Source organism: Actinoallomurus sp. CA-142502, assembly GCF_050936355.1.
Lineage (GTDB): Bacteria > Actinomycetota > Actinomycetes > Streptosporangiales > Streptosporangiaceae > Actinoallomurus > Actinoallomurus iriomotensis.
Genome location: NZ_JBNJMY010000001.1, coordinates 7,780,179 through 7,800,990, shown reverse-complemented (window position 1 = coordinate 7,800,990; position 20,812 = coordinate 7,780,179). Strand labels below are relative to the sequence as shown.

Genomic DNA, 20,812 nt, shown 5'->3' with positions numbered 1-20,812 from the left:
CCTATCCCGGAGAGTCCCCATGAAGAAGAGGACCCGTCTCGCCCTGCTCACCGCCGCGCTCACCCTGACCCCGGCCCTGGCCACCGCGCCGCCCGCACACGCGGCCACCACGCTCGTGGTCAACGCCGGCTCCGCCCTGCGGCCCGTCACCCACGTCGCCACCGGCTCGCTGTACGGTCTGGCCAACGCCGCGACCCCCGCCGACAACCTGGTCCAGCAGATCAAGCCCAACACGTTCGTGCAGATGGCGGCGGGCGGTCACCAGCAGGGGTCCGGCGACATCCTCGTCGTGGCGCCGAAGGCGGCCCGCGCCGGCGCGAAGGTCGTGGACCGCCTGTCGGACTACTACGCGGGCTGGCCTTACCAGTTCAGCTGGTCCAACTGGCTCAGCGTCGTCGACCAGCAGATCGCCCAGGTCCAGGCGTCCGGGATCACGAACCTCGCGTCGTGGGAGCTGTGGAACGAGGCGGACAACACCTGGAAGTCCTCCAACGGCACCTTCGAGGACTTCTGGACCAGGACGTACCGGGAGGTACGGGCCAAGGACTCTCGCACGCCGATCCAGGGGCCGAGCTTCTCCGACAACATCGGTGACATGCAGAACTTCCTGCAGAACGCGGTCAACACCAACACGGTTCCGGACATCATCTCCTGGCATGAGCTGGAGAGCTCCTCCAAGATCGCTGGGGACGTCTCCAAGGTCACCACCATCGAGCGGAATCTGGGCATCACCCCGCGCCCGATCGCGATCGAGGAGTACGCCGCGCCATCCCAGGTCGGCATCCCCGGCGCGCTGATCGGCTACATCGCCAACTTCGAACGCCTTGGCGTACACGACGCCGAACTGGCCTTCTGGAACCAGTCCGGCGCGCTCGGCGACCTGCTGACCGGCCAGGGCGGCTCGCCGAACGGCGCGTACTGGCTCTACAAGTGGTACGCCGACATGAGCGGCACCATGCTCACCACCACTCCGCCCGCCTCGACCGGCCTGGACGGAGCCGCCGCCATCAGCAGCGCGGGCGACCAGGTCAGTGTCATCTTCGGCGGCGGCTCGGGCTCCACGGCGGTCACCGTGAACGGCCTGGGCTCGGCGTTCGGCGGCACGGTCCACGCGAAGCTGGAATACACCCCGTCGAACGGTCGCACCACGGCGGTCTCCGGGCCGACCACCATCTCGGAAGGCGATTACGCCGTCTCCGGCGGATCGGTCACCGTACCGGTGACGATGAATTCCACCTATGGCTACCATCTGGTCCTGACTCCCGGCAGTGGTTCCTCGTCGCCGTCCGGCCCGTACCGGATCACGAACGTCAACAGCGGTCTGGCGCTCGACACCCAGAACTCCGGAACCGCCCAGGGCACCCTGGTGGACCAGGCCACGGTCAACGCCTCCAGCAGGACCCAGACGTGGGTCCTGACACCGGCAGGCTCCGGCCTCTACAAGATCGCCAACCAGGCCAGTGGGCTGGTCCTGGGCATCACCAACATGAGCACCTCAGACGGCGGTACCGCCCTGATCTGGGGCGACAGCGGCACCGCCGACCACCTGTGGCAGCTGGTCGCGGACGGTAGTGGCCACTACAAGATCGTCAATCACAACAGCGGCCTGTTGCTGGGCGTCACCAACATGAGCACCGCCTCGGGTGCCCAGGTGCTCCAGTGGGAGGACAACGGCACCGCCGACCACCTGTGGACTCTCACGGCGCGTTAGCGCCAGGCCTCCCGGCGGCTCTGGCCGGTAGGGGCTCAGGCGGCCAGAGCCCGGGGGCCGGCGGCTTGTCGCGGTGGCTTGCGCGTTCACTGCTCGTGTGACGCCCTGCCATTCGGCTCTATGCCAATATGCCGTCTCATGCGACTAGGAGGCGGAAGCGGAACTGCGGCCGGTGATCGCGGCCCTGCCTCCGGAGAACCGCGTCGCCCTGCTGGCTCGTACGGGACTCGCCGGCCGCCAACGGTTCAATGAAGCCGAATGACGGTCCGGCTGCCGGGGCCACAGCGTCACAGGTGTGCCGTACGCTACCTCCTGACCGCCCGGCCGCTGGCCCGCTGATCCAAGCGTCATGCCAGTTCAGCGGGCCTGGTGCCTCACACCACGTGACCGGAGGAGTCGATGCTGGGATGACCGCAGGGCGACCGCTGCCCACACAGGACGACGTGCTCGGGTACTTCGACACGCTGTCGAACTGGGGACGGTGGGGCGACGACGACGAGCTCGGCACTCTGAACCACATCACCGACGACGTCCGGCTGGCGGCGGCGCGGGCCGTGCGCCACGGCAGGAGCGTGTCGTGCGCATGGGAGGTCGCCGTACCGGAGGACATGGAGCGGTCGACGACGACGTGCCCGCGCGCCGCCGACATGCCGGGTGCCGAGCACATGCCGGAGCCCTTTCACAACGACCGGCGCTGGGGCTTTTCGAACGAGCGGCTCGGCATCCTGTTCCACGGCAACACCATCACCCACCTCGACTCGCCGTGCCACATTTTCTGGAACGGCACGATGTACAACGGGCGGTCGCACTCGTTGGTCGACGCCGCGACGGGATCGGCGTGGGCGGCCGTCACGGCGGCGGCGAACGGGATCGTCACGCGTGGTGTCCTGCTGGACATCGCGGGGGTCCGCGATGTGCCGTGGCTGGAACCGGGGCAGGGCGTGTCCCCCGACGATCTCGAGGAGGCCGAGCGTCGCCAGGGCGTACGGGTGCGACCCGGCGATGCGGTACTCCTGCGGACCGGCTACGGCCGCGTCCGGCACGAGGCCGGTGAGACCGGCGGTTTCACGCAGGCCGGCTGGCACGCTTCCTGCCTGCCGTGGCTGCACGAACGGGGGGTCGCGCTGATCGGCGCCGACACCCCCCAGGACGTTCAGCCGTCGGGGTACGAAGACGTGTTGATGCCGGTTCACGCCGTGAGCCTCGTCGCGATGGGTCTGTGGCTGCTCGACAACTGCGACCTGGAGGCGTGCGCGACGACGGCTGCCGAGCTCGGCCAGTGGGACTTCCAGCTCGCGGTCGCGCCGGTCCGCTTCGCCGGTACGTCCGGCAGCCCGGTCAACCCGATCGCCACCTTCTGACCGCGGGACTCCGAGCCCGGACGGCGCCGCACGCCGCGGCGCCGTCCGCCGCCGTTGAGGATCAGGCGGAGCGAGTGCTCAGCCCACCGCCCCGGTCACGAGCCGCCGGCCGGGACGGCGGTCAGGACGGCCATGTCCAGGGTGAGGGGCCGGATGTCGACCAGGTCGAAACCGGCCGCGCGCAGCAGCCGGCGGTACTCCTCGTCGGTGCGTTCGCGACCGCCGAGGTTGTTGACGGCCATGTGCACGTCCCAGGCGATGGCCAGGGACGGTGTGCCGTCCGTCGGGATGGGGCGTTCGACGATGACCAGCCGGGCGGCCTCCGGCATGGCCCGGCGGCAGTTCGCGAGGATCTTCAGGCAGTGTTCGTCGTCCCAGTCGTGGAGTATGCGGGAGAGCAGATAGACGTCGCCGCCTTCGGGTACCCGTTCGGTGAAGTCGCCGCCGATGACGTCGCACCGGTCGAGCAGGCCGTCCTTCTCCAGTTCCTCGCGGGCCGCGTCGGCCACCGCGGGCTGGTCGAAGAGCACTCCGCGAATGGCGGGTGCGGCCTTGAGGATGTGGCGGAGCAGATCACCGTGGCCACCGGCGACGTCGACGACCATGCCCGCGTCGGTGAAGTCGATCGCCCGGGGAACGCCGCTGAACCACGACGACCCGGCCGCCATGGCGCCGTGGAAGACGCGGGCCTGCTCGGGATGCTCGTTCAGGTAGTCGAACGGTGGCAGGCCCAGGGCGTGCTCGAAGGCGTTCTCGCCCGTACGGACGGAATGCGCGAGGGAGCCGAAGCTGCGGTAGAAGATCCCGCCGTACAGTCGCGCGACGTCGCGGAGTGCTCCGGTCCGTAACGTCATGCCGAGCCCGGTCAGGGCCCACTGCTCGCCGTCCCGGCGTACGACGTCGAGGGACGCGAGGTAGCGCAGGACCCGGTGCAACAGGTCGGGGTCGGCGTTCGTCAGCATGGCGAGTTCGGCGCTGGTGGCCGGCTGGGAGTACAGGTGGTCGCCGATGCCGAGCTCGGCGGCCGTGCACAGGGCCTGGGTGGTCCACGCGCCGGTCAGCATCTCGAACATCCGCCGCGTCGCCTCCTCGCCGGCGGGCGGCTCCGGCAGGAGCCGGGCCGGGCCGGACGCTTCGGTCGACCGCAGGTGGGTGGCCAGCAGCTCGTCATGACCGTCGACGAGCAGCTCCAGCCTGCGCGGCCATCCCTTCACCGTGCCCCCGGTACGGAAGTACAGCACGGTGCGGCCCGCAGGGCCTTCGTGTGGGTTGAAACCGCCGCCGTCGGGCGTCATTCCCGCCGGGCCGGTGAGCAGCTCCCACAGCCGTTCTGTGTTGTGCGGTTCGGATGTGACGACGGCGAGCGCGAAATGCGTCTGGTGGTCGGCTCGGCGTTCGTCATTCAGCAACCGTTCGAATCCTTCCCCGGACCCGGCCGGGCAAAGGAAGATCTCAAGCTCGCCCCCGCGGTCGGGCTCACCGCCGGAAATCGCGGCGTGCACGATCTGGACCGGCAGATCCTCTCCATATCCGCGGGCCACCCTCTCGCGTACGACGGTGCTCGGCCGTGGCGACCCGGCGTTCAGCCCGACACTCGCCAGCTGAGCGATGCAGCCGTCCGGCCGGCCGGAGGGAAAGACCATGACCGAGCCGTGCGCGAAGCGGCAATGTCGCGCGATGTCCGCGACGACGTGCGCGGACGTGCCACGGGGCGTGATTTCGGCGAGAAGTTCGAAGGTGTTTAACGACCGAGTGAACTCCATGACCCGTCGGAGGCGCCGCATATCGACATCTTCAAGTGGTAGATCGTCAGTGCCCCTGGCCTGGTCCGCGGCATGCCGGTCTCCGGATATTCGCATGGCATTCTCCCGAGTGACTGGTCGTGCTCGATTTCGCTCGCACTGATCCGTACGAATGACGCTGACACGGTACTGGTCATCACCGGCTAGGAACGCGATGGACTTCCCGCCCGGACTGAGGCGTTCTCCGCGACCGGCGTCTACTCCACCACCGACGACATCGCCCGCCACCTCGCCACGCTGGCCCTTGGCGCACCCTAGCCGGAGGCGACGGCGTTCCAGTCGTCGGTGGCGGCGGCGATGAAGCGGGCCGCCTGCTCGATCGCCTGTTGCGCCTCGGGCAGGAAGGACCAGAACAGGTGGAAGCCGTGCGTGGCGACCGGGTACAGCTCAAGCGTCACCTCGACACCGTTCTGGCGGGCCCGGTCGGCGAGGTGCTCGGCCTGGGGCAGCAGGTGGTCGCCCGTGCCGGCCTGGATGAGCATCGGCGGAATGCCCCTGAGCTCCTCGGCGAAGCCGAGCGGATTGACGACCGGGTCGTGGAGGGAGTGCCCGGCCAGGTACTGGTCCACGCACCGGCGCATGAGCCTGTCCGTGACCATGAGCTGCGGGTCGTCGGGAGTCTCCTCGGGCAGGGTGTAGGCGAGATCGACCCAGGGGCACAGCAGGGCAAGGCAGCCGGGTGAGGGCAGTTTTCGCCGCTTGATATGGAGCATCAGCGAGACGGCCAGCCCGGCGCCGGACGAGTCGCCGCAGATCGCGATCCGGCGAGAGTCCGTGCCCTGGTCGAGCAGCCACAGGTAGGCACGCAGAGCGTCGTCCACCGCGGCGGGGAAGGGGTGTTCGGGGGCCAGCCGGTAGTCGGGGACGAGTACGGCGGACTCCGTGGCCGCGGACAGCGCGCCGGCCATCGGCCGGTAGCCGTAGGCCGAGCCCATCACGTAGCCGCCGCCGTGGAGGTACAGCACGGTGGCGGGCCGCTCCGGCTGGTCGGTGACGAGTAGCGACGGCACCCCACCGGCCTTGACGGGCCGGATCTGGATCTCCGGCGGCGGGGAGAACCGCGCGAGCAGCCCCTCGTACGCGGCGCTCAGCTCCTCCAGATCGCCGTCGTCGGCGTTCCAGGCGGCGACGGGTGCCCAGAGCCGGGCCGCACGGCCCGACAGCTCGCCCCCGACGGATCGAGTCGCCGAGACCGCCTCGTCCAGGTCGGTCAGCAGCACGCGTACCCGGTCGAGCAGGGCCTCACCGGCCAGGGTGAGTTCCACCCGGTGGGTGGAGCGTCTGAGCAGGTCGCAGCCGATCAGACGTTCGAGGCCGCTGATCTGGCGGCTGAGCGCGGGCTGGGAGAGGTAGAGCCGGGTGGCGGCCCGGCCGAAGTTGAGCTCCTCGGCGACCGCGACGAACGCGCGCAGATGCCGGAGTTCGATCGCGTCCGGCGCCTGCGGCAGGGCGAGCAGGCGGCCCTGGGGCTCTTCACGGTCGTTCGCCATGGCTGCATTATCGGCTGTGACCGGGGAGTTCGGTCATGCCGTTCGCGCACCGCCGTGATGCGCGATCGGCCTTTCCCTTCGACCTCCGGTCGCTGCGAGGGTCTCGGCATGGCCACCTCACCCGAACAGCCCGTCCCCGCTCGCGTCGCCGACGTCTACCTCAGAGACGGGCCACGGGCACGCGTCCACTGGCCGGCCGCATCGGGCGCCAGGCCGGCGCTGTTGATGTTCTTCCATCTTCAGGAAGCCATCGACGAGTACGCCTGCCGCAGACTGGCCCGCGAGGGCGGCTTCGTGGTCCTGGCGGTGAGCCACCCGCTGGCGGCGGACCATCCGTACCCGGCCGTCGTCCGGGACGCGGAGGCGACGCTGGGCTGGGCCGCCGACCATGCCGCCGAACTGGGCGCGGATCCTGACCGGCTGGTCGTCGCCGGTGCGGGCCCGGGGGCAGGGCCCGCCGCGGGCGTCGCGTTGTCCGCCCGCGACGACGGTTGGCCGCCGATCGTCCGGCAGTTGCTGATCCGGCCTGACCTTCACTCGTACGGCGGGGGCCCCCTGTCCGGGGTGCCGCCGGCGACGGTGGTCTCGACCCGCCAGGACGACGGCCGTCTCCACTCGGCGCGGCTCCGGGAGGCCGGCGTTCCGGTCCGGGAGATCCATTACGACCACACACCCGACCAGCCCAGCGTGCTCGGCGACCTCATCCGCGTGCTCGATCAGGATCGCGCGGCCGACGGAAAGGACAGGGACTCATGGAGATGACCATCGGCCCGCGGGCCGGGCGACGCGAATGGATCGGGCTGGCGGTGCTGGCACTGCCGACGCTCCTGGTCTCCCTCGACACCTTCGTGATGGTGATGGCGCTGCCGACGCTGAGCACGGAGCTTGGAGCCGACAGCACGCAGCAGCTGTGGATCATGGACGTTTACGGCTTCATGGTCGCGGGCTTCCTGATCACGATGGGAACCCTGGGCGATCGCATCGGCCGACGCAGGCTGCTGATGATCGGCGCCGCCGCGTTCGGTGCCGCGTCGGTGCTGGCGGCGTTCTCCACCGGCCCCGGGCTGCTGATCTTCGCGCGGGCGCTGCTCGGGATCGCCGGCGCCACGCTGACGCCGTCCACGCTGGCGATGATCATGAACATGTTCCACGACGCGCGGCAACGGGCCAGCGCGATCGGTCTGTGGGCGGGCTGTTTCACCGTCGGGGCGGTCATCGGTCCGCTGGTGGGCGGCGTGCTGCTCGAACGCTTCTGGTGGGGTTCGTTGTTCCTGCTGGGGGTGCCGGCGATGGTGCTGCTGCTCCTCGTGGGTCCGCTGCTGCTGCCCGAGTACCGCGACCCCGGGGCCGGCCGGATCGATGTGCCCAGCGTCGTGCTCTCGCTCGGTGCCATCCTGCCCGTCGTCTACGGGCTCAAGGAGACCGCGCGCAGCGGCTTGCACCCGCTGCCGGCCGTCGCTCTGGCGATCGGGGCCGCGGTGGGCGCCGTCTTCCTGCGCCGCCAGCGCCGGCTCGCCGACCCGCTGCTGGACCTGTCGCTGTTCACCAACAAGGCCTTCGCCGTCACGCTGGGCGCGATGCTGACCTACGCCATGCTCTCCGGCGGGACCATGACCTTCGTCTCCCAGCATTTCCAGCTGGTCGACCACCTGTCGCCGCTCCAGGCCGGGCTGGCCCTGCTGCCCGGAATGATCGCCGCCATGGTCGGCTTCCAGCTGTCCCCGTTGCTGGCCCGGAGGATCAGGCCGGTGCCGCTCATCCCGATCGGCCTGGCCATCACCGCGGCCGGGATGCTGATCGTGACCCGCTCGGGCGCCGGTTCGGGTCTCACCGTTCTGGTGATCGGCTTCGCCGTCTCCTGCCTGGGCGCGGGTCCACTGGTGAGCCTGGGCACCAACCTGGTCGTCGGCTCCGTACCGCCCGCCAAGGCCGGCTCGGCGGCGGGCATCGCCCAGACCGGCAACGAGTTCGGGTACGCGCTGGGCATCGCCGTGCTGGGCAGCATCGGCACGGCCGTCTACCGGGGAAGGATGACCGGCCACGCCGGCGCCGCCCACGACAGCCTGGTGGGTGCGACCGAGACGGCCGCCCACCTCGGGCACGGGCCCGCCACCGCCGTGCTCGACACGGCTCGGGCGGCCTTCTCCACCGAGTTGCACGCGATCGCCTTCATCAGCGCCGCCGCCCTGACCTGCGTCGCCGTGCTCATCACCGGAACCCTCCGCCATCTGCAGCCCGTCGGCGGCGACGACCACGAAGTCCCGGCAACCGAGGTCCGCGAGCCGGTCCACTCATGACCCACCCCCATCGACAAGGAGATTTCGCAATGAGGAAGATCGTTTCAGAACTGTTCATCACCCTGGACGGCGTCGTCTCATCGCCCGACAAATGGCACGGCCCGTACCACGACGAAGCGATGAACCACACCATCGAGGAGCAGCTCGCCGCCGCCGACACCATGCTTCTCGGCCGGCACACCTATCAGGAGCACGCCGGCTTCTGGCCGGGCGAGACCGGCACGATGGCCGACCGGATGAACTCCATCCGCAAAATCGTCTTCTCGACCACCCTGACCGGGCTTGAGTGGTCGAACTCCACCCTGGCCGCCGGGACGGCAGCCGACGTGATCGCCCGGCTCAAGCGACAGGAGGGCACCAACGTCCTGATCACCGGCAGCCCGACCCTGGTGCGCGGCCTCCTCCGCGACCGGCTGCTCGACGAGATCCGCCTGCTCATCGACCCCATCGTCGTCGGTGCCGGCTCCCGCCTCTTCGAGGACGTGCACGAACTGGGCCTCGACCTCGTCGGCAGCCAGACCTTCGACACCGGCTGCGTCGCCGCCACGTACCGGATCCCCTGAGGGCCCGGATGCCGCCGCGATCAGGCGACGCGGGTGATGAGCCAGTCGTCGATCGCGGCGCGGACGGCGGTCAGGTCGTAGGCGCGCTGGTCGACGTTGTCAACGCGCAGTTCGAACACCGGTATACCCGCGCGTTCGAGCGTTTCGGTGATGAACCAGCCGCTCCGCGCGTCCTCGCCGACCAGATGCACGACTCCGTCGACCTGGTGCAGCCTCGCCTCCTTGAGGTACCACTCGTTCGACCACGGTGGGCGGTACAGCTGGTCCGAGAAGGCGGCGAACCTGGCCGCGAGGGCGCGCATCGGGTCGTCGCCGTAACGGATGTAGCCGTCGGCCGCGATAGCCAGGTACATCGACCAGACGAAGACGGCGCCGTGACGTTCCTCGAAGTGCCGGTAGAAGTCCATGTCGTACCAGAGGCCGCGGCCGATCCACATCAGCCGCAACCGCTCGCCGGGGCAGGCGGCGTCGCCGGCGGCGACGCGTGCGGCGACCTCGTCGTGGAAGCGCCGGGCGGCGTCACGGGCCCAGACGGTGCCACGGTGCCACTGCGGGACCATGACGCTGGAGATGCTGTCGTCCACGCGAAGCGGGACCGGACGCGTACGGGCGATGAGGTCGCGGGTGCGGCGGTTCCATTCCTCCTGTTCGTTGATCAGAGTCATCACCTCGCGGAAGCGGGACTCGCGGAAGACACGGCCGGTCGTGGTCTCCAAGAAGCGCACCAGCCCTTCCAACTCGGCGACCATGAGGTCCAGACGAGGGGTGCCGATGGCGGCCTCCCACTGTTCGGGCATCAGGTCCCACCAGTTGACCGGGACGGTGTCGGCGGCGGCGTTCTCCAGCGGGTAGTAGGCGATCCCGTCCTGCTCGTCCCAGATGTCGAACACCTTGCGTGAGGCGTCGCCGGTGGTGTCGCCCAGGACGATCGTGGGCCGGGGCAGCCCGTCCCACGGAGGGTCGGGGATCTCCGCGAGGACGGACGCGAGCGATGTGGCACTGTACTGCTCGGAGTAGTCCGGATAGCCGTTCTCGCGGAGCGTCCGCAGGTATTCCCCCGTACGCCGCTTGGCGGCCACGACGGACGCCCACCATTGGTTCACCACGTACGGGATGCCCATCGCCCGGAAGATCTCCTGCGGGGTGTCGGCGTTGACGAGGGCGAGTGGTTCGCCACCGGCCACGGCCTCGCGCAGCCCGGCGAACCATTCCCGCTGGTAGCGGGTGGCCTCGGTCGAGGAGGCGAGGAGCTTGTTCCGCCGGGCCATCAGCCGGCCTCTCCCTTCGGACGGGCGGTGCGCAGGGCGTCCGCGATGATCGGTAGCGCGTCTTCGCCGAGTTCTCCGTAACGGCGGTGTTCGAGGATCACCGCCGGCACACCGGCGGCTCGGCGCTGGGCCGGGAAGTCCCATGCCGGTGCCTCGTCCCCGTCGCGGACGTAGCACACGAGCAGGTCGGGGCGGGAGCGTTCCACGGTGGCGGCGGCCTGGCCGGCGCGGACGCGGACCGACGACCGCGCCGCGGTCGGGTCCCGGTACTGGTAGCGCTCGGCCAGGGCGTCCAGGGTGGGCTCGCCGACGAGCGGTCCGGCGAGTGCGTCTCCCCAGTCGTGGTCGTCGGCGACGATCAGGTAACCGGCGTCTTCGATCGCGCGGTAGACCTCGGGACCGTCATGGGCACTGCCGGTGAGGTAGAGGCGGGGACGGTCGTGGCGGGGCAGGCCGGCGTCGGCGAGCATGAGCCGGTCGAGGAGTCCCGCGTGTTGCTCGGCGGTCAGCACCGCGCCGGCGCCGATCGCCATCAGAGCGTCCTCGCCGCGCAGCGCGGGACGGTCGGCGGTGCGCAGCCGCCGCAGGGCGAGCATCCTCCGTCGCGCCTCGTCGTGCTGCTGGACGGCCTTCGCGAGCTCCTTCTCGCCGATGCGCCGGCCGGACCAGCGTTCGAGCAGCTCCTTCGTCTCGGCGAGCCGGACGCGGTTGTAGCGGGCCGTGGTGCGGTGCGGCAGATGAAGGATGTCGACGAGGTGGGTGCGCGGCAGGGAGGGTTCGACACCGAGCCGGCGCAGTTCGCGGACGGTGTAGAAGAGGCGCAGCGACGCGGCGGAGTCGTTGGAGATCAGCAGCAGGTCCACCTCCGGCTCTCCGGAGAGGAGACCGGCCAGGATCGAACGGGCCGCGGGATCGAGGCCGGTGCCGAGATAGCGGTCGGCGACGGCGCGGTCGCGGGCGGGATCCCCGGACAGCCGCACCGGTAGCGCCCCGGCCGCGGTGACGAGTTCGACGGGGACGTCGGCGCCCACGCATCCCACGACCGGGGCGCCCGTCGCGCGCCGGCGCCGGATGGCGGCGGGCCGGTCGTCGTAGGCGTCGCGCAGTTCCTTGAGCGCCGCGGGCGTGGTGCTCACAGGACGCCTTCGTCGGCGAGCGCGGCCAGGCGTTCGGGGGAGTAGCCCAGCAGCCCGCCGAGCACCACCTGGTTGTGCTGGCCGAGGTGGGGTGCCGGGCGGTCGAGACCGGCGTCCGAGGCGGAGAACGTGATCGGGATTCCCGGGCCCAGCAGTCCGGTCGGGCCGTGTTCGGGGTGGACCAGCTCGACGACCTCCCGGCGGGCGAGGACCGTCGCGTCCCGTACGGCCTCCGACGGGTCCCGTACCTCGGCGGCCGGGACGCCGTGGTCCGCGAGCCGCTTGATCGCCTCCGCGCGGGTCAGCCCGGACGACCAGGACCGGATCAGCTCGTGGAGTTCCGCCGCGTTGCGAACGCGCCGGTCGCGAGTGGCGAAACGTTCGTCTCCGGCCAGTTCGGAGCGGTCCATCGCGGTGAACACACCGCGCGCGAACGCGTCCGTCGGGCCGCACAGGGCGATCCAGCCGTCGGCGGCCGGGAAAACGCCGAACGGCGCGAGCCGCGGCACCAGCGCGCCGGTGCGGCTGGGCAGGCCCATCATCTCGTAGGCGTCGAACGGCTCGCAGGACAGGAGTGAGGTGAGCGCGCCGAGCATGGACACGTCGACGTGCTGACCCTCGCCGGTGTGTTCGGCGTGCAGCACGGCGGCGAGGGTGCCGATGACGGCGTACAGCGGGGCGAGCAGGTCACCGGCCGGAAGACCGAACCGGACGGGAGGGTCGCCCGGTTCGCCGGCCGTCATCATCACCCCGCTGAGCGCCTGGATGATGGTGTCCATCGCCTTGCCCGTGCCGGAGCCGCCACCTTGGGCGCCGAAACCGCTGATGGAGGTGTAGACGATGCGCGGGTTGACCGCACGCGTCGCCTCGTAGCCGACGCCGAGCCGGTCGGCGGTGCCGGCCGCGTAATTCTCGACCACGATGTCGGCCTGGCGGACGAGGTCGGCGAAGACCTCCCGGCCGCGGCCCTGCTTCAGGTCGAGCGTGACGCTGAGTTTGTTGCGACCACGGGTCAGCATGGACACCGACATGTCGGTGCCGTCGCGGCGCTCGGCGGCCGGGCCGTCCGACCGCGCGTAAGGCGAGTTGCCGCGGGAGCTGTCCCCGCCGGTCGCCGGATTCTCGATCTTGATCACGGTGGCGCCCAGCCCGGCCAGCAGCAGCGTGGCGTACGGTCCGGCGAGCGCGGTCGTCAGGTCCAGGACGGTCTTGCCCTCCAGCGGCCGTGCCGTCATCGGGATCCCCCATCCGCTTCCGTCAGTTCGATCTCGGCGTCACCGCGCCAGCGCGTCGCGGTGTTCAGTCCCGCGCGGCGGCCGATGCCGTCGATGTAGGCGGCGACGTCCTGGCCGCCTTCGCCGCGGCCACGCGGCACCGGGCGTCCGCGCTCGTCGATCCAGCAGGGCACGTAGCCGGCGCCGGTGAGGCCGGACGGGCCGAAACGCATGGTGGCGATGGCGGTGTTCCGGCTCTCCGGATGGAAGGGGTAGAACGGCATGTCCGGGTCGGGCGCGAATCCGTACAGTTCGACGCGGCGTCGTGCCCAAGCCTCGATCTCCGCGCTGTCGCCGCCGGTCGGCGTCAGGGCGCGGGTGACGGTGACGAAGTTGCCGAGGCCGTGGTAGATCGGGCGGCCGCGATAGACCTCGATGCCCCGCATGATGTGGGCGTGGTGGCCGACGACCGCGTCGGCGCCCGCGTCGATCGCGGCGTGCGCGACGGGCCGCTCGTACATGGCGATCGCGGCCGGGGTGTGGCCGACGCCCTTGTGGAAGGCGACGAGGACGGCGTCGGCCTCGGCGCGGGCGGCGCGCACGTCGTCGGCGAGCCGGTCGAGGTCGTCGGGTTCGGCGAACGTGTAGATACGTGGCGGGCCGCCGGGGCTGGCGTGGTCGAGTTCGTAGTGGGTCAGGACGTGCACGTACGCGCAACCGGCCTTGGCGGAGGTGGCCCACGACTCGCGGGGGCCGACGCAGTTGTAGCTGAGCACGGCCAGCCGCAGTCCGCCGCGTTCGACGACGGCGGGGCGCCGCGCCGCGGGCAGGTTCGGGCCCGCGCCGGTCGTGGCCACGCCGTTGGCCCGCAGATGCCGGATCGTGTCCGCGATGCCGCTCGCGCCGGCGTCGTAGATGTGGTTTCCCGCGAGAGTCGCGACGCCGAACCCCGCGCCGGGCAGCGCCGCCAGGGCGGCGGGGTCGGCGGGCGGGGCGGGCACGTCGGTGCTGGTCCGCTCGGTGCTGTCGGAGTGCGGCACCTCGATGTGCGCGACCGCGACGTCCGCTCCCAGCAGCGTGTCGCGTGCCGGTTCGAAGAACGACGCGGGTTCGGGCTCGTCGAGGATGACGTCACCGACGGCCATCACGGTGATCTCCGCGCTCATGAGTCCTCCTCCGTCGGAGGAGCGATCCGGCGCACGTGCTTTTTGATTCGCTCGCTCCGCTCGCTCATGCTCGGGCTCCCGTCCTGGCGATGGCCAGGGGATCGGCCACGTCGTTCAGCTCGTCGACGAACACACGCACCTCCCGGACGAGCCGCTCCGGGCTCTCCGTGCCGATGAAATGGCCTTCGTCCTCGAAGAGCACGGCCTTGGCGCCCGGCACCGAACGGGCCGCGCGCAACGCCGACTCCGGGGAGATGACGCCGTCCCGCATCGCCGCCAGGATCAGGACGGGAACACGGATGCCCCGCAGCACCTCCGCCAGCTCCTCGTCGGTACGCGCCTGCGGGAACGGCTTGCCCTGGTTGATGAGCGTCTCCCGTTCGGGCTGGGCGAGGTAGTGCTCCACCCGGCGGGCGATCGCCTCCTCGCGCGCCGCTCGCCGGACCGGGTCGTCGGTCCGCCCGTACATGATCCGGAGCTGCTCGGCGATGATCTCGGGGGAGCGGCGGTTCTCGATCATCCGGCGGCGACCCGCCGACGAGTCCGTGCCGCCCGCGCGGTCGTGCGGGGTGCCCACCACCGAGATCAGCGCCTTCAGCCGTTCGGGCCGCCGGGCGGCCAGATGCCAGCCGATGCCGCCGCCGTGCGAGATTCCGGTGTAGATGAACCGGTCGATGCCGAGCCGGTCGGCGAAGGCGCACACATCGTCCGCCCACTGGTCCAGCCAGCCCTGTTCCGGTGGCGAATCCGGGTGACTGGACGCTCCGTAGCCACGCGCCTGGATCGTGTACACGTGATGGCCGGTGGGCGGCGCCGCCAGGCAGCCTGGGTAGGCCTGAGGGTCGAATGCCATGGCGGACGACAGGACGACTTCGTCACCGGTGCCGTACTCGTCGTAGTGCAGCGTGGCGTCTGCGATCTCCATCAGAGGCATGGGGAGCTCTCCTCGTGGTCGGGCCGGTCGTTCGCGGCGGTGGGGGAGAGGAAGAGCCGGATCTGGTCGATCAGCGGTTCGGGTTCCTCGTCCAGGAGCGTGCTGTGGCCGTGATCCTGGAAAAGGACCAGGCGAGCGCCGGGGACGGCGGCCGCCGCGCGCAGGTTGTCCTCGGGCCGGCAGAGCCGGTCCTGCATACCTCCGGCGACGAGGACGGGGACGTCGACGCGGCGCAGTTCGGCGGCGACCTCCGCGTCGGTGCGCAGATGGGGCAGCGCGACGCCGGCCCGCGGCAGCGTCTCCGGATCGAGCGTCTCCAGGCTCTTCAGGTAGCGTTCGCGGGCCTTTGCGCGCCGGCGTAGCCGCAGCGGATCGGACGTGGGCGGGCGCATCGAGGCGAAGATCTCCTCGGCCGGCCGCCGGTCATGGGCGGCGGCCCTGCGCTGTTCCCAGCCGGACGAGCGGCCCGGCCCGGCGTCGCGGCCGTGCGGCGCGCCGACCACCGACACCAGTGCCCGCAGTCCGGGCGGGCGGGCGAGTGCCAGGTGCCAGCCGACGACGGCGCCGTGCGACGCCCCGGCGTAGACGTAGCTCGTCTCACCGAGGACGTCGGCGACACGCGCGACGTCCGCCGCCCACCGTTCGTACCAGCGGTCGCCCAGATCCTCGTGGGAACGTGGCGAGCCGTCGGTGCCGCGCAGCTCCAGCGACAGCACGTTGAGGCCGGGAACCTCGGCCAGCATCCGCAGCCAGAGCGGGCGAGGCGGGCCGCCGGGCCCCTGGTGCGCCGCGACGACCGTTCGTTCACCGCGCCCGAGTCTCCTCCAGCGCAGCTCGGCGCCCTCCACCGCCACCACCCCGCTCGTCTCGTGGCCGCTCATGGGGCCTCCTTCGTCGGAGGGAGTGACCACAGGCGCGCGTTTTTTGATTCCCTCGCTTCGCTCGCTCATGGGGCCTCCTTCGTCGGAGGGAGTGACCACAGGCGCGTGTTTTTTGATTCCCTCGCTTCGCTCGCTCATGGGGCCTCCTTCGTCGGAGGGAGTGACCACGGGCGCGCGTTTTTTGATTCCCTCGCTTCGCTTGCTCATGGGGCCAGCTCCTTCATCAGCCGGTCGCGGACGCCGTCGGTCGCGCTGTCGGCCGTCGAGACGATCCGGCCGAGCTTGAGGACGGCCACCCGGTCGGCGACCCGCAGGCTGAGGTCGACGTTCTGCTCCGCCATGAGCAGGGAGATGCCTCGCCGCTCCCGCTCGGCCCGGAGGACGTCGCCGACCGTGTCGACGACGCTCGGCTGGAGACCGTCGCTGATCTCGTCGATGATGAGCAGCCGGGGTTCGCGCAGCAGCGCCAGCGCGAGCACGAGCATCTTCTGTTCGCCGCCGGACAGCGTCCCGGCGGTCTGCCAGAGACGGTTCGTCAGCACGGGGAAGTAGGCGAGCACCTCTTCGCGGCGTTTCGCCGTGTGACCGCGAGGCATGTGCATGGTGGCCGCCTGGAGGTTCTCCGCGACGGTCAGGTCGGTGAAGAGGTTCCCCTCCTGAGCGGCGTAGCCGACGCCGAGACGCACGATCCGGTGGGCGGGCCGGCCGGTGACGTCGGTGTCGCCCACGCGGACCGTCCCGGTCGTCCGTCCGGCATGGCCCATGATCGCCTTGAGCAGGGTGGACTTGCCCATGCCGTTCCGGCCGACGACGGCCAGCGCCTCGCCGGCCGCGACGTCGAACGACACCTCGCGGATGACGGTCGCCGCGCCGTACCCGGCGTCGAGATCTCGTACGTGCAGGCCGAGGGTCCCGGTCGTGGTGTTCGCGTTCATCGGACCGCCGTCCCGAGATAGGCGCTGCGTACGGCGTCCGATTCGCGGACGGTCTCGGGCGGGCCGTCCTCGATGACGCGGCCACCGTGCAGCACGGCCACACGGTCGGAGACGCGGATGACGAAGTCCAGGTCGTGCTCGATGAGCACGACCGCGATCCCGATGTCGCGCAGGTGCTCCAGGACCTGGCCGATGTCGTGGCGTTCGTGGGCGGTGAGCCCGGCGGTCGGCTCGTCCAGGATGATCACGCGGGGCCGTGCCGCGACGGCCATCGCCACCTCGAGGCCCTGCCGCAGCCCGTGCGAGAGGTCGGACGACGGCGTGTCGGCCCGTCCGTCCAACCCGGCGATCCGGACGATGTCGATCACGGACGGGGCCACCTCGACCGCCGCGCTGCGCCGCCACGGCGACGGCAGCGCCCCGCGCCGGTCGGCCAGCAGCAGCGCCTCGGCGACGCTGAGGCTGGCGAAGACGGACGGGATCTGGAACTTTCGGCCCACGCCGGCGCGGGCGATCTCGTGCGGTGCCGGCCGGTCGCCGAGCCGCCGGTCCGGCAGCAGGAACTCGATCGTCCCGCGCGACCGCAGCCGTCCATCGGTGATGACGCTGGTCAGCGTCGACTTTCCGGCGCCGTTCGGCCCCACCACGCACAGCAGTTCGCCCGCGACGACGTCGAGGGTGACGCCGTCCAGGACGCGCAGGGAACCGTACCCGAACACCAGGTCGCGAATGCGGATCACGGGCCCGCCGTCGCCGGGGTCCGGCGCCGGACCGCCCGTTCCGGCGGACGCGGCGGCGAGGAGGCGTCCGCGCGGCGGGTGCCGGCGGGCGAGCAGCCGTCCGGTGAGCCGGACGAGCGGCCCGAGCAGCCCGCCGGGAACGAAGACCACGACGGCGATCAGCAGCGCGCCCTCGATGATCGTCCACTGGGCGGGGAACTGCTCGTTCAGCTTCGCGCCGGCCAGGCTCATCACGATCGCGCCGATCATCGGGCCCACGATGGTGGCGCGGCCGCCGACGGCGACCCAGACCAGCATCGCGGTGGCCAGCGTGAAGCTGAACTGGCCGTCGTTGGCGACACCGGTCATCATCGCGAAGACCGCCCCGGCGAGTGCCGTCACGGCCGCACCCGCGGTGAACACCCAGATCTTGACGTTGACGTCGTTGTAGCCGAGGTAGCGGGCGCGCGGTGCGTTGTCGCGGACGGCGCGCATCAGCAGTCCGAAGTCGCTGCGGACGACCACCAGCGCGACGGCGACGGTCACGGCCAGCATCGCCGCGGTGATGTAGTACCACCCCAGCGAGGAGACTCCGGGCAGGTTGAAGCCGAACAGCCCGTTCTCGCCCCCGCCGAGACCGGGCGTCTGGTCGTAGACCGTGACGGCGGCGGTCGCCAGCGCGAGCGTCACCACGACGATGTAGAAGTCGTTCGACCGGCGTGACGACAGGCACAGCCGCGCGACGATCGCGGCGAGGACCGTCGCGGTGACCACGCCGATGACGACGCCTGCCAGATACCGGCCGGCCGAGCCGTGGACCTCGGTGACCAGCCCGACGTCGGACAGAACCGTGGTGGTGTGGCCGACCGACAGGGCGCCGATGCCGAACCAGAGCGCGTGTCCGAGGTCGGGCACGCCGGCGTAGCCCCAGACGAAGTCCAGGCTCACCGCCACGATCGCGTACAGGAACGCCTGGGCGAGCAGTTGCTGGTAATAGGTGCCGCTGAGGAAGGGCGTCACCACCACGACCACGGCCATCGCGGCCACGGCGGCCGCCACCGGCCTAGACATGAGCTCTCCTGAACCTTCGCACGTCGATGCCGTCCGGCAGGACGCCGAGGACGACGACGGCCACCGCGATGACGGCGACCGTCGCGTACGCCGGTTTGGACCAGTAGGCGAAGCCGACCTGCACGATCGACAGGACGACACCGGAGATGACCAGGCCGTGCAGGGTACGGCCGGACATCATCACCGCGAGGAAGGCGGGGATGAGCAGGTTCCCGGCGTAGTTCGGGCTGATCCCGGAGATCGGGCCGAGCAGGACGCCGACGAACCCGGCGAGGGCACAGCCGAGGACGAAGGTCGTCTGCCGGACGAGCGATGTGTTGATGCCGCTGTCCTCGGCGAGGTCCGGGTCGGCCATGCACATCCGCACCCGCAACCCGACCCTGGTGAAGCGGGTCAGCGCCCACATCGCCACGACCAGCAGGACGGCGGCGACCACCAGCAGTACCCGGTACTTCTGCCAGGTGGTGCCGAACAGGGCGAACGAGCCGTGCAGCGGTGTGGCCATGACGCGGCTGTCCGGCCCGTACCGCAGCTGGATGAGCTGGGTCAGGACCAGCGACAGGCCCCAGGTCGCCAGCATCGTCTCCAGCATCCGCTCGCGGACCCGCCGCAGCAGCAGGGTCTCGGCGGCGGCGCCCAGCAGCCCGGTGACGACCGCGGCGATCAGCGCGCCCGTCCAGAAGCCGAGGCGCGGCCCGATCTCCAGCCCGGTGTAGACACCGACGGCCATGAAGCCGGTCTGGGCGAGGTTGACGATGTGCATCAGGCCCAGCACGATCGCGAGTCCCATGAGGACGAGCAGGGTGGTCGCACTGGTGTTGATCATGCTGATGAGAACGGTCATGTCGTCTCCCGCCCGGTCACCGCTTGCAGCCGACGGCGGGGTCGGCGGACGGGACGGTGTTCAGGACGGTGGAGGCGGAGCCGTTCGCGTCGACCTTCCAGATCCGCATCGGCATCGTGACGTACCGGTTCGCCGCGGCGGTCACCTTGCCGCTGGGCGTGTCCACCGCGGCCGCGGAAAGGGCCGTCGCCAGCGCCGCCGATGAGGGCTTCTTATCCTTGGCAAGAGTGTCGATCGCCTTGGTGACGAGCGTCATGCCCTGATAGCTGAGGATGGCGTCACCGGGGTTCACGTTCGGCGCCGTCGCCTTCAGCGCCGCGAGGTAGGCGGTGTTGGCGGCGTTCTGGTCCGCGGGGTCGTAGGGGGCTGCGTAGATCACGCCCTTCGCGGCGGAGCCGAGCGCTTTCGCCGTCTTGGTGGCCATCTGCATGTCACCTTGCGCGAGCCGGTCCGCACCCGCGTTCGCCGCGAACTGCTTGTGGTAAGTGATGTTGTCGCCCGCGACCACGGCGCTGAACACGGTGTCGGCCCCGGACGAGACGATCTTGGAGATGTCCGGGGAGAAGTCGGAGGTGCCCAGCGGCTCGTAGCCGGTCCCGACGACGGTTCCGCCCTTGGCCTCGATCTGGGCTCTGACGATGGCGAAGGTCGCCTTCGGGGAGGCCGAGTCGGTGCCCATCAGATAGAACCTCTTCGAGCCGTGGGCGAGCAGGTACTCGATGAGCGGCAGCGCCGCCTGCTTGGGCGATGGCCCGTAGTTCCACATGTTGGGGAAGCAGAACTCCGTCGCCCCGGTGGAGAAGGAGATGTACGGGATCTTCCGGACGGCGGCGACCGCACGGCACGCCTGCGCGTTGGCGGCGGGCTGACCGGCCACGATGAGGTCGACGTGGTCCTGGTTGACGAATCGCTGGCAGACCTGCGTGGAGGTGGCCGGGTCGCTGGCGTCGTCACCCTTCGTCAACTTGATCTTCCACCCGCCCGACCGGTCGTGGACCTTCACCGCGCTCTCGACGCCGCTGGTGAAACCGCCCGCGTAGAGCGCGGCCGTGCCGGACAGGGGCGCGATGTAACCGACCTTGAGAGTCGAACCGTCGCCGCTCGCCTCGCCCGTCCCGCAGGCGGAGAGGGGAAGGAGCAGTGCGGCGGCGGCCGCGCACAGAGCGCGTCGTCGCATGCGCGCAGGGGTGGGGGATGGGTGACGTGCCCCGGTGTTGGCGAACATCCGGGTACCTCCTCGATGACACCACGCCGCATCCGGCGTGAAGGAGTGTGTGGAGTGGAATGAGCCGTCAGTGCCACGGGCGGTCATCGACGTCACGGCACGCGTGGTCGCGTCAGTGCGCGCCGACGGTGCGCCGTGTCGTGATGTGAATCGAGATGGTGTGGGGGATGGGGCCCGTCCGGGGACGGGCGTGTG

The 20,812-nt window shown here is 70.7% G+C and carries 18 protein-coding genes; 6 read left to right on the top strand and 12 right to left on the bottom strand.

All coding sequences use genetic code 11. The features are described 5' to 3' along the window. Window positions 1-19: 19 nt before the first annotated feature. On the top strand, window positions 20-1,711 hold the full coding sequence (locus tag ACQEV1_RS36415) for an RICIN domain-containing protein (protein WP_285632338.1): 1,692 nt from the start codon (window positions 20-22) through the stop codon (window positions 1,709-1,711). Between the two features lie 407 nt (window positions 1,712-2,118). Further along, window positions 2,119-3,072 carry a cyclase family protein gene (locus tag ACQEV1_RS36410; protein ID WP_433400327.1) on the top strand — a complete coding sequence of 318 codons (954 nt, stop codon included), beginning with the start codon at window positions 2,119-2,121 and terminating at the stop codon, window positions 3,070-3,072. A 95-nt stretch (window positions 3,073-3,167) separates the two neighbouring features. On the opposite strand, the gene ACQEV1_RS36405 is transcribed toward ACQEV1_RS36410, so the two are convergent. Continuing rightward, on the bottom strand, window positions 3,168-4,481 hold the full coding sequence (locus tag ACQEV1_RS36405; RefSeq protein ID WP_433400324.1) for a methyltransferase: 1,314 nt from the start codon (window positions 4,479-4,481) through the stop codon (window positions 3,168-3,170). Here ACQEV1_RS36405 and ACQEV1_RS36400 point away from each other — a divergent pair. Further along, on the top strand, window positions 4,443-4,817 hold the full coding sequence (locus ACQEV1_RS36400) for a hypothetical protein (RefSeq protein WP_433400321.1): 375 nt from the start codon (window positions 4,443-4,445) through the stop codon (window positions 4,815-4,817). The two genes, ACQEV1_RS36405 and ACQEV1_RS36400, sit on opposite strands and share 39 nt — an antisense overlap. Window positions 4,818-5,128: 311 nt before the next feature. Here ACQEV1_RS36400 and ACQEV1_RS36395 read toward each other — a convergent pair whose 3' ends face one another. After that, window positions 5,129-6,364, bottom strand: a complete 1,236-nt coding sequence (locus ACQEV1_RS36395) for an alpha/beta hydrolase fold domain-containing protein (RefSeq protein WP_433400318.1) — start codon at window positions 6,362-6,364, stop codon at window positions 5,129-5,131. 108 nt (window positions 6,365-6,472) lie between these two features. Between ACQEV1_RS36395 and ACQEV1_RS36390 the strand changes: the two genes are divergently transcribed. From ACQEV1_RS36390 to ACQEV1_RS36380, 3 genes are read left to right on the top strand one after another with little or no spacing between them, the layout of a single operon-like run. After that, window positions 6,473-7,126, top strand: a complete 654-nt coding sequence (locus ACQEV1_RS36390) for an alpha/beta hydrolase (RefSeq protein WP_433400315.1) — start codon at window positions 6,473-6,475, stop codon at window positions 7,124-7,126. Further along, window positions 7,117-8,661 (top strand): MFS transporter, encoded by a 1,545-nt coding sequence (locus ACQEV1_RS36385; protein ID WP_433400313.1) that lies wholly within the window; start codon window positions 7,117-7,119, stop codon window positions 8,659-8,661. Before ACQEV1_RS36390 ends, ACQEV1_RS36385 begins: the two co-directional genes overlap by 10 nt. A 29-nt stretch (window positions 8,662-8,690) precedes the next feature. Beyond that, a complete protein-coding gene (locus tag ACQEV1_RS36380; protein WP_433400310.1) occupies window positions 8,691-9,224 on the top strand; it encodes a dihydrofolate reductase family protein in 534 nt (177 codons plus the stop codon). A 20-nt stretch (window positions 9,225-9,244) separates the two neighbouring features. Here the strand turns inward: ACQEV1_RS36380 and ACQEV1_RS36375 are convergent, their stop codons facing one another. From ACQEV1_RS36375 to ACQEV1_RS36330, 10 genes are all read right to left on the bottom strand, one after another. Continuing rightward, window positions 9,245-10,492, bottom strand: coding sequence for a 2-hydroxyacyl-CoA dehydratase family protein (locus ACQEV1_RS36375; RefSeq protein ID WP_285632347.1), 1,248 nt, complete (start codon window positions 10,490-10,492; stop codon window positions 9,245-9,247). Continuing rightward, entirely contained in the window at window positions 10,492-11,628 is a 1,137-nt protein-coding gene (locus tag ACQEV1_RS36370; RefSeq protein WP_433400307.1) for a 2-hydroxyacyl-CoA dehydratase, read from the bottom strand. Before ACQEV1_RS36370 ends, ACQEV1_RS36375 begins: the two co-directional genes overlap by 1 nt. Further along, window positions 11,625-12,863 carry a CaiB/BaiF CoA transferase family protein gene (locus tag ACQEV1_RS36365; RefSeq protein WP_433400304.1) on the bottom strand — a complete coding sequence of 413 codons (1,239 nt, stop codon included), beginning with the start codon at window positions 12,861-12,863 and terminating at the stop codon, window positions 11,625-11,627. Before ACQEV1_RS36365 ends, ACQEV1_RS36370 begins: the two co-directional genes overlap by 4 nt. Continuing rightward, window positions 12,860-14,008, bottom strand: coding sequence for a CapA family protein (locus ACQEV1_RS36360; protein ID WP_433400301.1), 1,149 nt, complete (start codon window positions 14,006-14,008; stop codon window positions 12,860-12,862). The genes ACQEV1_RS36365 and ACQEV1_RS36360 overlap by 4 nt, the downstream gene beginning before the upstream one ends. A 64-nt stretch (window positions 14,009-14,072) precedes the next feature. Then, window positions 14,073-14,942, bottom strand: coding sequence for an alpha/beta fold hydrolase (locus ACQEV1_RS36355; protein ID WP_433400298.1), 870 nt, complete (start codon window positions 14,940-14,942; stop codon window positions 14,073-14,075). After that, complete coding sequence (locus ACQEV1_RS36350; protein ID WP_433400295.1) at window positions 14,933-15,823, bottom strand: alpha/beta fold hydrolase; 891 nt, start codon at window positions 15,821-15,823, stop codon at window positions 14,933-14,935. The genes ACQEV1_RS36355 and ACQEV1_RS36350 overlap by 10 nt, the downstream gene beginning before the upstream one ends. Before the next feature lie 203 nt (window positions 15,824-16,026). Further along, window positions 16,027-16,758: an ABC transporter ATP-binding protein gene (locus ACQEV1_RS36345; protein WP_433400292.1), complete on the bottom strand. Its 732-nt coding sequence runs from the start codon at window positions 16,756-16,758 to the stop codon at window positions 16,027-16,029. Next, window positions 16,755-18,548: a branched-chain amino acid ABC transporter ATP-binding protein/permease gene (locus tag ACQEV1_RS36340; RefSeq protein ID WP_433400289.1), complete on the bottom strand. Its 1,794-nt coding sequence runs from the start codon at window positions 18,546-18,548 to the stop codon at window positions 16,755-16,757. Before ACQEV1_RS36340 ends, ACQEV1_RS36345 begins: the two co-directional genes overlap by 4 nt. Further along, entirely contained in the window at window positions 18,541-19,392 is an 852-nt protein-coding gene (locus ACQEV1_RS36335) for a branched-chain amino acid ABC transporter permease (protein ID WP_285632372.1), read from the bottom strand. The genes ACQEV1_RS36340 and ACQEV1_RS36335 overlap by 8 nt, the downstream gene beginning before the upstream one ends. Before the next feature lie 16 nt (window positions 19,393-19,408). After that, window positions 19,409-20,569, bottom strand: a complete 1,161-nt coding sequence (locus ACQEV1_RS36330) for an ABC transporter substrate-binding protein (protein WP_433400285.1) — start codon at window positions 20,567-20,569, stop codon at window positions 19,409-19,411. Between the last annotated feature and the right edge of the window lie 243 nt (window positions 20,570-20,812).